This is a genomic window from Neisseria meningitidis, from assembly GCF_022869645.1.
Lineage (GTDB): Bacteria > Pseudomonadota > Gammaproteobacteria > Burkholderiales > Neisseriaceae > Neisseria > Neisseria meningitidis.
This window is the reverse complement of record NZ_CP064367.1, coordinates 1,500,414-1,513,145: the sequence shown is the minus strand read 5'-3', so window position 1 is coordinate 1,513,145 and position 12,732 is coordinate 1,500,414. Positions and strand designations below refer to the sequence as shown.

General features: G+C 55.2%; 9 protein-coding genes. 4 read left to right on the top strand and 5 right to left on the bottom strand.

Annotated features, from left to right (window positions below; translation table 11 throughout):
* Nucleotides 1-75: 75 nt before the first annotated feature.
* Both purB and IUJ45_RS07720 read right to left on the bottom strand, forming a co-directional pair.
* Complete coding sequence (gene purB / locus IUJ45_RS07725) at nt 76-1,446, bottom strand: adenylosuccinate lyase (RefSeq protein WP_002236656.1); 1,371 nt, start codon at nt 1,444-1,446, stop codon at nt 76-78.
* A 71-nt stretch (nt 1,447-1,517) separates the two neighbouring features.
* Complete coding sequence (locus IUJ45_RS07720; RefSeq protein WP_002236655.1) at nt 1,518-2,150, bottom strand: LOG family protein; 633 nt, start codon at nt 2,148-2,150, stop codon at nt 1,518-1,520.
* Between the two features lie 308 nt (nt 2,151-2,458).
* On the opposite strand from IUJ45_RS07720, the gene IUJ45_RS07715 reads away from it, so the two are divergent.
* Nucleotides 2,459-4,339: a ribonuclease catalytic domain-containing protein gene (locus IUJ45_RS07715; RefSeq protein WP_002236654.1), complete on the top strand. Its 1,881-nt coding sequence runs from the start codon at nt 2,459-2,461 to the stop codon at nt 4,337-4,339.
* A gap of 1,233 nt (nt 4,340-5,572) precedes the next feature.
* Here IUJ45_RS07715 and IUJ45_RS07710 read toward each other — a convergent pair.
* Nucleotides 5,573-6,634 (bottom strand): peptidylprolyl isomerase, encoded by a 1,062-nt coding sequence (locus IUJ45_RS07710; protein ID WP_002249236.1) that lies wholly within the window; start codon nt 6,632-6,634, stop codon nt 5,573-5,575.
* A 104-nt stretch (nt 6,635-6,738) separates the two neighbouring features.
* The gene (locus tag IUJ45_RS07705) at nt 6,739-9,147 is read right to left on the bottom strand and encodes an LPS-assembly protein LptD (protein WP_167459873.1); all 2,409 of its coding nucleotides are present in this window, start codon (nt 9,145-9,147) and stop codon (nt 6,739-6,741) included.
* Between the two features lie 69 nt (nt 9,148-9,216).
* On the opposite strand from IUJ45_RS07705, the gene amgK reads away from it, so the two are divergent.
* A complete protein-coding gene (amgK, locus tag IUJ45_RS07700) occupies nt 9,217-10,221 on the top strand; it encodes an N-acetylmuramate/N-acetylglucosamine kinase AmgK (RefSeq protein ID WP_002221582.1) in 1,005 nt (334 codons plus the stop codon).
* 56 nt (nt 10,222-10,277) lie between these two features.
* Here the strand turns inward: amgK and IUJ45_RS07695 are convergent, their stop codons facing one another.
* Nucleotides 10,278-10,976: a thiol:disulfide interchange protein DsbA/DsbL gene (locus tag IUJ45_RS07695; protein ID WP_002224844.1), complete on the bottom strand. Its 699-nt coding sequence runs from the start codon at nt 10,974-10,976 to the stop codon at nt 10,278-10,280.
* Nucleotides 10,977-11,002: 26 nt separating this feature from the next.
* On the opposite strand from IUJ45_RS07695, the gene IUJ45_RS07690 reads away from it, so the two are divergent.
* Both IUJ45_RS07690 and murJ read left to right on the top strand, forming a co-directional pair.
* Nucleotides 11,003-11,194, top strand: a complete 192-nt coding sequence (locus tag IUJ45_RS07690; RefSeq protein WP_002260368.1) for a hypothetical protein — start codon at nt 11,003-11,005, stop codon at nt 11,192-11,194.
* A complete protein-coding gene (murJ, locus tag IUJ45_RS07685) occupies nt 11,194-12,732 on the top strand; it encodes a murein biosynthesis integral membrane protein MurJ (protein ID WP_105182954.1) in 1,539 nt (512 codons plus the stop codon). The genes IUJ45_RS07690 and murJ overlap by 1 nt, the downstream gene beginning before the upstream one ends.

Genomic DNA, 12,732 nt, shown 5'->3' with positions numbered 1-12,732 from the left:
TCGCCCCTGTATGTCCCGTTATCTTAAAAATGCCGTCTGAACGCGCGTTCAGACGGCATCGGTTTCAGTAAACGCTCAAATCCGTTTCGCCAACGCTTCAGCCTTGCCCACATACAGCGCGGGGGTCAGCTCAAGCAATTTGGCTTTGGCTTCGGCGGGGATTTCCAGCAATCCGATAAAGCCTTTCAGCACTTCGGGCGTGATGCCGCCTTTGCCGCGCGTCAGGTCTTTCAGCTTCTCGTAAGGATTGGCCACGCCGTAACGGCGCATTACGGTTTGAATCGGCTCGGCGAGCAGCTCCCAAGTGGCATCCAAATCGGCGGCAAGCGCGGCGGGGTTAGGTTCGAGCTTGTTCAGACCGCGCAGGTGGGCGGCGAAACCCAACACGGCATAGCCCACGCCCACGCCCATATTGCGTAAGACGGTGCTGTCGGTCAGGTCGCGCTGCCAACGGGAAATCGGCAGTTTTTCCGCCAAAAAACCCAATACGGCGTTTGCCATACCAAGGTTGCCCTCGGAGTTTTCAAAGTCGATGGGGTTGACTTTGTGCGGCATGGTGGAAGAACCAACTTCGCCCGCTTTGACTTTTTGTTTGAAGTACCCCAAAGAAATGTAGCCCCAAACGTCGCGGTTAAAGTCGATCAGGATGGTGTTGATGCGGCTGAGGGTTTGGAAGAATTCAGCCATGTAGTCGTGCGGCTCGATTTGGATGGTGTAGGGGTTGAAGGTCAGGCCAAGGCTGATTTCGACGAAGTTGCGGCAGTGGGTTTCCCAATCGACGTCGGGATAGGCGACCATGTGGGCGTTGTAGTTGCCGACCGCGCCGTTGATTTTGCCGAGGAACTCTTGCGCCTGAAGGCTTTTAAACTGGCGTTGCAGGCGGTACACGACATTGGCGGTTTCTTTGCCCAAAGTGGTCGGCGTGGCGGGCTGGCCGTGGGTGCGGCTCATCATCGGGACGGCGGCAAGGTCGTGCGCCATAGCGGTCAGTTTTTCGATGATTTCTGCCAGTTTGGGCAGCAAAACAGCCTCACGCGCTTCTTGCAGCATTAAAGCGTGGGACAGGTTGTTGATGTCTTCGCTGGTGCAGGCGAAGTGGATGAACTCACTCACGGCGGCGACTTCCGGCACTTCGGCAAAACGTTTTTTCAGCCAATATTCAATGGCTTTGACATCATGATTGGTCGTGGCTTCGATGGCTTTGACGGCGGCCGCGTCTTCCAATGAAAAGTTTTCAATCACCGTGTCGATTTCGGCAAGCGTTTCGGCACTGAAGGGCGGCACTTCGGCAATCTTCGGCTCGGCGGCGAGGGCTTTGAGCCAGTTTAATTCGACTTTGACGCGCGCTTTCATCAGGCCGTACTCTGAGAAAATCGGGCGCAATGCTTCAACGGATTGGGCATAACGGCCGTCTAAAGGGGAAAGCGAGGCGATGGGGTTGATCATTTCGGCATCCTGTTCGGGAAAGACATCAAAAATTGTTAAATTGTTTGCAATTATACATCACTCTCAGGACGCTATGCCGTCTGAAGCCCGTGTTCCGACAGATACGCAACGATTTCGTCTTCATCGTCCGATATGGCGAACAAAGAGGCTGCCCCTTCGGAAATCAGACCGCGCGCCAAAAGCTGCGCGTTTATCCACTCCGCCAAGCCCGACCAAAACGCCTTTCCGACCAAAACAATCGGACGCGGCGGCACTTTGCCCGTCTGCACCAAGGTCAGGATTTCAAACAATTCGTCCAGCGTCCCGAAGCCGCCCGGCATCACGACATATGCTTGGGAATAGCGGAAAAACACCGCCTTGCGTTCGGCAAAACGGGAAAACCGCAAGGCGATGTCCTGATACGGATTCGGTTTCTGCTCGTGCGGCAAAACGATGTTCAGCCCCACCGAAACCGACTTCCCGGCAAACGCGCCCTTGTTTGCCGCCTCCATAATCCCCGGCCCGCCGCCCGAAATGACGGCAATGCCCGAATCCGACAGCCGCCGCGCCAGACGGCAGGAGAACGCATAATCCGCATGATTCTGCGGCGTGCGCGCGCTGCCGAAGATACTGACTGCCGGAAACACGCCCGCCAATGCTTCGTCTGCCTGCCTGCGTTCGGCATCATAACGTGCCTGCTCCGGCACACGGTTTGTATTCTCCATTCCATCCTCCGTTCAAAAACAGCGATTGTACACCGTCAAAAACGTATAGTGGATTAACAAAAATCAGGACAAGGCGACGAAGCCGCAGACAGTACAAATAGTACGGAACCGATTCACTTGGTGCTTCAGCACCTTAGAGAATCGTTCTCTTTGAGCTAAGGCGAGGTAACGCTGTACTGGTTTTTGTTAATCCACTATAACGCAAGCACCGCAAAGACGCGCCAACCCTCTCCCAACCTTTTTTCAGACGGCATTTTCGGTAATCTGCTAAAATCGCCCGCTTGAGTTTCCACAGAAAAATCCGAAAAATGAATATTTTTTACGAAGAGTCCGGCCAATTCAAAATCGCCGCCATCATCCAAAAAAACGATGCCACCTACCAAGTCGATACCCCACACGGCAAACGCACCAAAGTGAAGGCGAACAACGTCTTTGCCGAGTTTGACGGCGATATGGCGGCGTTTTTGGAAAACGCGCAGGCACAGGCGGCGGACATCGACACCGATTTATTGTGGGAAGTATGCGGCGAAGAGGAATTTACCGCCGAAGCCATCGCCGAAGAATATTACGGCCATGCGCCGACCAAAACCGAGCTGGCGGCAACTTTGATTGCGCTTTACGCCGCGCCGATGTATTTCTACAAAAAAGCCAAAGGCGTGTTCAAAGCCGCGCCCGAAGAAACTTTAAAACAAGCACTTGCCGCCATCGAACGCAAAAAACAGCAAGACGCGCAAATCGACGCTTGGGCGGAAGCCTTGAAACGCGGCGAGATGCCGTCTGAAATCGCGGCGGATTTGAAAACCATCCTGCACGCGCCCGACAAGCAGTCGCTGACCTACAAAGCCTTTACCAAAGCCGCCGACGCGCTGAAAACCTCTGCCTACGAATTGGCGAAAAAAACGGGCGGCATTACGTCCATTCCCCAATACCTGCAAGACGGGTTTGAAATCAAATATTTCCCCAAAGGAACAGGCTTCCCCGACCTTCCGCTTCCTGAAATGCCTGACTTACCCAAAGCCGACGTTACCGCCTTTTCCATTGACGACGAATCGACTACCGAAGTGGACGACGCTTTAAGCCTGACCGATTTGGGCAATGGCATAAAACGCGTCGGCATCCACATTGCCGCGCCGTCGCTTGCCATTAAGCAAGGCGACAAAATGGAAAAAAACATCATGGAACGCTTAAGCACGGTTTATTTTCCCGGCGGCAAAATCACGATGTTGCCCGAAAACTGGATTGCCGCGTTCAGCCTTGATGCAGGTACATACCGCCCTTCCATCAGCATTTATTTCGATGTGGACAACGAGTTCAACGTCGGCGCGCCGACCTGCAAAATCGAAGCGGTCAACATCGCTGAAAACCTGCGTATCCAAGCCATCGAACCGCATTTCAACGCCGAAGCGGGCTTGGACGAAGCGGGCGAAATGATGTTCGCCCACCATCAAGACCTGATTTGGTTTTATCAATTCGCCACCGCCCTGCAAAAAGCGCGCGGCAAATACGAACCCGACCGCGCGCCGCAATACGATTACAGCATCGAATTGGATAAAGAAGACAACGTATCCGTCGTCCGCCGCGAACGCGGTTCGCCCATCGATACGCTGGTCAGCGAGATGATGATTCTTGCCAACAGCACTTGGGCGCAAATGCTCCATGACAACGACCTGCCCGGCCTCTTCCGCGTCCAACCCACCGGAAAAGTACGCATGAGCACCAAATCCGAGCCGCATATCGGCATGGGCGTGCGGCATTACGGCTGGTTTACCTCGCCGCTGCGCCGCGCCGCCGACTACATCAACCAAAAGCAGCTGATCAGCCTGATAGACGACACTGCCGAGCCGCTGTATCAAAACAGCGATGCCGAGCTTTTCGCCGCACTGCGCGACTTTGATGCCGCCTATACCGCCTACGCCGACTTCCAACGCCAAATGGAAGCCTACTGGAGCCTGGTTTACCTGCAACAGCAAGGCACGAGCGAGCTGACGGCGACGATTCTGAAAGAAGACCTCGTCCGCATCGAAGGTCTGCCGCTAGTAACACGCGCGACCGGTATTCCGTTTGACGCGCTGCCCAAATCGCAGGCATTGTTCAAAATCACCGAATTAGATGCCGAGAAGCAGTTTGTCTCGCTCAACTACATCAAGGCAGTCGCACCCGCGGGTACAACGGCAGGCAATGCCGTCTGAAGCCCGATACGGCAAACTCCGGCAAAAACAGAAACCTGAATCTCATCATTCCCACAGTCGGGAATCCGGTTTTTTGGGTTTCCGTTGTTTTTCCGTTTCAATGAACTTCCAAGCCGCCGTTCCCGATAAATACCCGCAATCTAAAATCCCGTCATTCCCACGCAGATGGGAATCTAGGTTTATCCGCACAGAAACTGATATGCCGTCATTCCCGCGAAAGCGGAAATCCAGATTCTTCGGTACAGAAACTTATCGGATAAAACGGTTTCTTTAGATTCTACGTCCTAGATTCCCGCCTGCGCGGGAATGACGGCATAGGGGTTTCCGTTTTCCCGATAAATTACCACAACCCAAAATCCCGTCATTCCCGTAAAAGCGGGAATCCGGTTCGTTCGGTTTCGTTTTTTTTGAGTTTCGGGCAACTTCTGAATCGTCATTCCCACGCAGGTGGGAATCTAGGTCTGTCCGCACGGGAACTTATGCGCCGTCATTCCCGCGAAAGCGGGAATCCAGACCGTTCGGCTTCAGTTTTTTGGTTTCGGGCAACTTCTGCATCGTCATTCCCACACAGGTGGGAATCTAGGTCTGTCCGCACGGGAACTTATGCGCCGTCATTCCCGCGAAAGCGGGAATCCGGTTCGTTCGGTTTCGTTTTTTTTGAGTTTCGGGCAACTTCTGAATCGTCATTCCCACACAGGTGGGAATCTAGGTCTGTCCGCACGGGAACTTATGCGCCGTCATTCCCGCGAAAGCGGGAATCCAGACCCTTCGGCACAGAAACTTATCGGATAAAACGGTTGCTTTAGATTCTACGTCCTAGATTCCCGCTTTCGCGGGAATGACGGCATAGAGGTTTCTGTTTTCCCGATAAATTCCTGTTACTTTTCGTTGCTAGATTCCCGCCTACGCGGGAATGACGATGGAAAGATTGTTGTTGCTTCGGATAAATTTCTGCAGTTTTAAATAACCGGATTCCCGCCTGCTCGGGAATGACGGCATAGGTTTTTTTGTTTTTCCGATAAATTACCACAACCCAAAATCCCGTCATTCCCGCGACGGCGGGAATCCAGTCCTTTAAACTCCAGCCATTCCCGATAAATTCCTGTTACTTTTCGTTTCTAGATTCCCGCTTTCGCGGGAATGATGAATGACGGTGTAAAAGTAACTCGAAATCCAAAAAGCCATACCGCCCGGATTTTTGCCGATCGGTATGGCTTTTTGCTTCAAACCGCCTTAGCGGATGTCGACATACGCGCCGGAATGCAGGTCACGCAACAGGTTGACGGTTGCCTGTTCGGCTTTTTGTTGGAAGATGTATTGCCGCACGGAATTGCGGATACGTTCCTGAGGTGTGCCGGCATCGCGCACTTCGTTCAATTTGATGATATGCCAGCCGAATTGGGTGCGGACGGGCGCGCCGACCTGTCCGGGTTTGAGCGCGTGGACGGCTTCTTCAAAGGCGGGAACCATCACGCCGTCGGCAAACCAGCCCAAATCTCCGCCGTTGCCCGCGCTCGCGTCTTGCGAATATTGGCGCGCTAGGCTGGAAAAGTCTGTGCCGCTGCGGGCCTCTCCGTAGATTTTGCGGATGGTGCTTTCCGCGCCGACGGCGGCGTTTTCGCTGTCGGCTTTAATCAGGATGTGTTGGGCGCGGTATTGGCGCAACGGTGCGCCTTCGGGCAGGGTGATGCCTTGTTTTTGCGCCTGCTCGAGGAAGGCATCGATTTCAGCTTCGCTCACGCGGCTGTTCTGCATCACTGCCTGCTGGCGGACTTTTTCGGCAATGATGTTGTCGGCAAAATCGCGGCGTTGGGCGGGGCTGAGGTTTTTGAGGGCGGAATTTTTTGCGACGACGGCATCGATTTCCGCTTCGCTTGCTTGAATGTTGCGGCGTTTGCCCGCCTGTACAATCAGGGATTGGTTGACAAGCTGCATCAGCACCTGTCGGGACAGCTCGGATTCGCTTATCTGCGCGTCTTTGGGCAGGTTGGCTTTGGCTTCGGCAACGGCTTCGGCAAGCCGGCGGCGCGTGATGACTTCGTTGTCGGCAACGGCGGCAATGCCGTCTGAAAAGCGGATACCGCCCTGCTGTTGTGCGGGTGCGGCTTCTTTTTGCGCCGTGGCGGCAACTTTGGCAACTTTGGCAACTTTGGCAACTTTGGCAACTTTGGCAACTTTGGCAGCTTTGGCAGCTTTGGCAGCTTTGGCGGATGCGGTTTTTGCCTTTTGCGGTGCGGCGTGGACATCGGCTGCTGCCAGCAATGCGGCGGCAATCATCAGGGCTTTGATTTTCATCATTCTTTCCTTATCGTTTGAATCCTGCCTTTGATGGCGGGTTTGGGGTTGTCGGTGGAATGCCGTCTTGTGCGGGAACGGTGCTCCTGCCGGGTTTCCGACGGTCAGGGCCGTTTGTTGCGTCCGGCGGAAAGAGAGTGGGCGGGGATATAGCCGGGAACGGCGACATCCATCCTGTCTGCGGGGTTTCTGCCGACACTGCTGAGGTCTTTCAACTGAAGTGAGAAAAAGACAGCGTTTTTGTAGGTGTTTTCGCCGGTAACGTAGCGTTGGGCGTACACGCCCGCGCCCCAGCAGCCGCAACTGCTTTTGTATTCCGCACCCGCCAGCACCTCTATCGGTTTTTTGGCTTCAAAACCGTAGTTGTAACGGACGACGGCCGACAGGTTGCGCGTCAGCGGCCATTGTGCGGACAGGTCGAGCTGGCTGAGTTTGTCGTAAAAATAGGAACCGTCGGACTTCAGGTAGATTTTTTCGTTGCGCCCGTATTTGTAGCGGGCGTTCAGCACTTTGCCCTGTGCGGGACGGTAGCTTGCACCGACGGCGTAGTTCTCGGCGCGTTTGTCGTTTTGGTTGTAGTGGATGCTGCTGTCGAGGATGAAGCGGCTGCCGATGCCGCTGGAGGCGAATGCCACCCAGTCGGAACGGCTGCGCGGTTTTTTGCCGACACTGCCGTCAAGCATGACTGCGTCGTTTTTGAAGTAGAATTTCTGACCGATGCCGGCGCGGAAACGCTCTTCCCCCGTCGCGCCGTCCAAAATACGGCTTTGCACGGCGGCGGAAAGGCTGTTTGCGGTGTTAATCCTGTCGTTGCCGTAATAGAGGTTTTCGCGAAAGAGCTGCCCGTAGCCGAAGCTGCTTTCCGACGAATCGAAATTGGGCAGGTCGTTTTGGGATTTGGCAGGAATATAGTTGTAGAACAGGCGCGGCTCGAGGGTTTGCAGGACTTCTCCGCCAAACATCCGCGTATTGCGTTCGAAGGTCATGCCGCTGTCGATGTTGACGATGGGCAGAGTGCGGCTGACGCGTCGGGCTTCTTGGCTGCCGAAGCGGTTGAGGCTGTAATAGGTGGCGTGCAGTCCGAGCTTGGGACGGACGTAACCCCAGCTGTTGCTGAAATCCCATTTGATGTCGGGATAGACGACGAGGCGGCTGCCGTCTTGGCGGCTGTCGTGGCTGAAGCGGGTAAATTGTGCGGACACGCCGATTTGCGCCCTGCCGGTGTTTTTGCGCCAATCGGCGGAAAGGCGCGGCATCAGGGCATACGGTTTGTCTTTGTAGCCGCTTTGGTTTGCCAGCGTCTGGTATTTCAGAACCGAAAGGCCGGCATTCAGGCTGCCGCCCGCCGCCCTGCCGCCATAATCCAGCCATACACGGCGGTTGAGGTTGACGTTGCCGGCGATTTCTTTGTTGCCGTAAAAGTCGCGGTAGTAGCCGCTGTCGGAGACTTGGTTGAAATCGACACCCGCCTGAAGCGTGTCGGAAATGTCGTGCCGATGCTGCCATTTCGCCTGATAGCGGTTATTCCTGCCGCTTTTCTTGTCGTGCGGCAGCCAGGTCAGGTCGGACTGGCCGGCATAATCCGGCCGCAGGTAGCGTACCTGCCCGTCAAAGACCGCGCCGCGTTCGCCGATCACGCCGGGCGCGAACGTGGCATCGAGATTGGGGGCAAGGTTGAAATAATAGGGAACGGAAAGGGAAACGCCGTCCGAACCGGCGGACAGTGAGGGAACAAGCAGGCCGCTTTTGCGGTTGCCGTCAAGCGGGAAGTCCGCCCAAGGCGTATAGAAAAGGGGAACGCCGCCGAACACGAAGGCGGCGTGTTTGGCAACGCCTATGCCTTTTTCCCGATCGGCTTCGACGGAAGCGGCCTTGACATACCAGCCGGCATCGCCGGCGGAACAGGTGTTGAATTGGGTTTCCGTCAGTTTGTAATGCCCTTCGCCCAACATTTCGGCGGTGCGGCTGACGCTTTGCAGCCGCCGTCCGCCGTGTTCGGTTTCCATACGGACGTTGTGCGCTTCCCCGGTCTGCTGCTCGAGATTGTAGGTCAGGGTTTCGCCCCGAATCAGCGTACCGTCCTGTTGGAGGGCGAACCGGTCGCCTGCGGTAACGGTGTCGCCCGACTGGTCGTAATCCGCCCAATCGGCATTGAGGGTCGTCCGATTGCGTTCGACGACGACGTTGCCTTCGGCACGCACCTGCACCTGCGACTGTCCTTCCATCCTGTCGGCAACAATGCGCGTATAGTCTTCGGGGATGGATGCTTCGCCGCTGCCTTGGACGGCGGCTTCGGTTCTCTCGGGGCTGCCGCTTTCGTTACTGCAAAACAGGCAGGTCGAACCGAGGCTCAGGCTGGTAGGCTGTATGGGTTCGGACACGCTCCGAACGCTTCCTCCGGCGGTCGGATTGTCCGTTTCCTCCGCCGCAACGGCATCGGCGGCGGCGCAATGCGTGCCGAAACAGAAGCCCAATGCCAGCACCAGTGGTTTGAGTGAAAATAAACGAGCCAAAATCGCCCCTCAAGTCGGTTTGCCAGTTAGAATAGCGTTTATTGTAACCTGAAATGCTTTAGTACTGTTATGCAACGGCAAACCGAACTGAAAAATTGGCTTCAGACCATCTATCCCGAACGGGACTTCGATCTGTCCTTCGCGGCGGCGGATGCTGATTTCCGCCGCTATTTCCGTGCAACGTTTTCAGACGGCAGCAGTGTCGTCTGCATGGATGCACCGCCCGACAAGATGAGTGTCGCACCTTATTTGAAAGTGCAGAAACTGTTTGACATGGTCAATGTACCGCAGGTATTGCACGCGGACACGGATTTGGGGTTTGTGGTATTGAACGACTTGGGCAATACGACGTTTTTGACCGCGATGCTTCAGGAGCAGGGCGAAGCGGCGCACAAAGCCCTGCTTTTGGAGGCAATCGGCGAGCTGGTCGAATTGCAGAAGGCAAGCCGTGAAGGGGTTTTGCCCGAATATGACCGTGAAACGATGCTGCGCGAAATCAACCTGTTCCCGGAATGGTTTGTCGCAAAAGAATTGGGGCGCGAATTAACATTCAAACAACGCCAACTTTGGCAGCAAACCGTCGATACGCTGCTGCCGCCCCTGTTGGCGCAGCCCAAAGTCTATGTGCACCGCGACTTTATCGTCCGCAACCTGATGCTGACGCGCGGCAGACCGGGCGTTTTAGACTTCCAAGACGCGCTTTACGGCCCGATTTCCTACGATTTGGTGTCGCTGTTGCGCGATGCCTTTATCGAATGGGAAGAAGAATTTGTCTTGGACTTGGTTATCCGCTACTGGGAAAAGGCGCGGGCTGCCGGCTTGCCCGTCCCCGAAGCGTTTGACGAGTTTTACCGCTGGTTCGAATGGATGGGCGTGCAGCGGCACTTGAAGGTTGCAGGCATCTTCGCACGCCTGTACTACCGTGACGGCAAAGACAAATACCGTCCCGAAATCCCGCGTTTCTTAAACTATCTGCGCCGCGTATCGCGCCGTTATGCCGAACTCGCCCCGCTCTACGCGCTCTTGGTCGAACTGGTCGGCGATGAAGAACTGGAAACGGGCTTTACGTTTTAAACCCAATCAAAATGCCGTCTGAAAACCAAGTTTCAGACGGCATTTTTCAAACGGGCTTACTGCGCGGCTTTTTGTTCTTCGCGTACTTTGTCCGCCAAAAGGTCGATGGTGTTCATACCGGACTCCCAGTCGGCAAATTCAACTTTATATTTACCGCCGACGATAACCGTGGGCGTACCGTCGATTTGGAAGGTTTCGGTCAGCTCCTGCATTTTGTCGGCGCGCGCCTGGCTTTCGGGGGACTCGTAGGCGGCAAGGACTTTTTTGCCGTCAAAGGCGGTTTGTTCGCCCAGCCATTTTTTGAGGACTTCCGGATTTTGCAGCTTGATTTTTTGGTTGACCATCGCATCGAAAATATGGCTGTTCGCCACATCTTTGCTGTCGGCGGCAGCCATATCGACGGCGGCGGCGAGGCGTGCCAGCGTCAGCATTTCTTTCTGCCAGACGACGTGTTCGGTACGCAGGTACATATCGTCTTTAAAAGACTTGGCGTGTTTGCTTAAAACAGGTTCGAGGTGGGCGCAGTGCGGACAGAAATAGCCGAAAAACTCAAGGACTTCGACTTTGCCTGCCTGCTGTTGGGGAATCGGGTTGGCAAGGACGGTATAGTTTTGCCCTTCGACCAGCCCTGCCGGGGCGGCGGCTGCCGAAGCGGCAGGCGCGCTGTCGGCGGGGACGCTGGTTTGGACTTTGCTGTCGCACGCGGCAAGGGCAAACAGGGCGGCAACGCCGAGGGCGAGGTGTCTGGATTTCATACGGCTCTCCGTGATGTTGGAAACAGATGTTGGAAATCAATCGGAATCCGGCTATTTTATTGCATTTCCGCGTGTTGATACAGTTTGCCGCCGGAAAAGGAAGCTTTCGTTTCGGGAAACCGCTTCAGACGGCATCAAACCCGATGCCGTCTGAAGCGGTTTCTGTCGTACAATACGCGCCGTTGCCCCAAACGGGTACGACTGTTGAGGAACAATGATGAATATGCTGGGAGCTTTGGCAAAAGTCGGCAGCCTGACGATGGTGTCGCGCGTTTTGGGATTTGTGCGCGATACGGTCATTGCGCGCGCATTCGGCGCGGGCATGGCGACGGATGCGTTTTTTGTCGCGTTCAAACTGCCCAACCTGCTTCGCCGCGTGTTTGCGGAGGGGGCGTTTGCCCAAGCGTTTGTGCCGATTTTGGCGGAATATAAGGAAACGCGTTCTAAAGAGGCGACGGAGGCTTTTATCCGCCATGTGGCGGGGATGCTGTCGTTTGTGCTGGTCATCGTTACCGCGCTGGGCATACTTGCTGCGCCTTGGGTGATTTATGTTTCCGCACCCGGTTTTGCCAAAGATGCCGACAAATTTCAGCTCTCCATCGATTTGCTGCGGATTACGTTCCCCTATATCTTATTGATTTCACTTTCCTCTTTTGTCGGCTCGGTACTCAATTCTTATCATAAGTTCGGCATTCCGGCGTTTACGCCCACGTTTCTGAACGTGTCGTTTATCGTATTCGCGCTGTTTTTCGTGCCGTATTTCGATCCTCCCGTTACCGCGCTGGCTTGGGCGGTTTTTGTCGGCGGTATTTTGCAGCTCGGCTTTCAGCTCCCTTGGTTGGCGAAACTGGGTTTTTTGAAACTGCCCAAACTGAATTTCAAAGATGCGGCGGTCAACCGCGTCATGAAACAAATGGCACCTGCGATTTTGGGCGTGAGCGTGGCGCAGATTTCTTTGGTTATCAACACGATTTTCGCGTCTTATCTGCAATCGGGCAGCGTTTCATGGATGTATTACGCCGACCGCATGATGGAGCTGCCCGGCGGCGTGCTGGGGGCGGCACTCGGTACGATTTTGCTGCCGACTTTGTCCAAACACTCGGCAAACCAAGATACGGAACAGTTTTCCGCCCTGCTCGACTGGGGTTTGCGCCTGTGCATGCTGCTGACGCTGCCGGCGGCGGTCGGACTGGCGGTGTTGTCGTTCCCGCTGGTGGCAACCTTGTTTATGTACCGAGAATTCACGCTGTTTGACGCGCAGATGACGCAACACGCGCTGATTGCCTATTCTTTCGGTTTAATCGGTTTAATCATGATTAAAGTGTTGGCGCCCGGCTTTTATGCGCGGCAAAACATCAAAACGCCCGTCAAAATCGCCATCTTCACGCTCATTTGCACGCAGTTGATGAACCTTGCCTTTATCGGCCCACTGAAACACGTCGGACTTTCGCTTGCCATCGGTCTGGGCGCGTGTATCAATGCCGGATTGTTGTTTTACCTGTTGCGCAGACACGGTATTTACCAACCTGGCAAGGGTTGGGCAGCGTTCTTGGCAAAAATGCTGCTCTCGCTCGCCGTGATGGGAGGCGGCCTGTATGCCGCCCAAATCTGGCTGCCGTTCGACTGGGCACACGCCGGCGGAATGCAAAAGGCCGCCCGGCTCTTCATCCTGATTGCCGTCGGCGGCGGACTGTATTTCGCATCACTGGCGGCTTTGGGCTTCCGTCCGCGCCATTTCAAACGCGTGGAAAACTGA

What these genes read in the sequence shown, in the direction of transcription:
- purB (WP_002236656.1), bottom strand. Translation starts at nt 1,446, where the DNA reads ATGATCAACCCCATCGCCTCGCTTTCCCCTTTAGACGGCCGTTATGCC.
- IUJ45_RS07720 (WP_002236655.1), bottom strand. Translation starts at nt 2,150, where the DNA reads ATGGAGAATACAAACCGTGTGCCGGAGCAGGCACGTTATGATGCCGAA.
- IUJ45_RS07715 (WP_002236654.1), top strand. Translation starts at nt 2,459, where the DNA reads ATGAATATTTTTTACGAAGAGTCCGGCCAATTCAAAATCGCCGCCATC.
- IUJ45_RS07710 (WP_002249236.1), bottom strand. Translation starts at nt 6,634, where the DNA reads ATGAAAATCAAAGCCCTGATGATTGCCGCCGCATTGCTGGCAGCAGCC.
- amgK (WP_002221582.1), top strand. Translation starts at nt 9,217, where the DNA reads ATGCAACGGCAAACCGAACTGAAAAATTGGCTTCAGACCATCTATCCC.
- IUJ45_RS07695 (WP_002224844.1), bottom strand. Translation starts at nt 10,976, where the DNA reads ATGAAATCCAGACACCTCGCCCTCGGCGTTGCCGCCCTGTTTGCCCTT.
- IUJ45_RS07690 (WP_002260368.1), top strand. Translation starts at nt 11,003, where the DNA reads ATGTTGGAAATCAATCGGAATCCGGCTATTTTATTGCATTTCCGCGTG.
- murJ (WP_105182954.1), top strand. Translation starts at nt 11,194, where the DNA reads ATGAATATGCTGGGAGCTTTGGCAAAAGTCGGCAGCCTGACGATGGTG.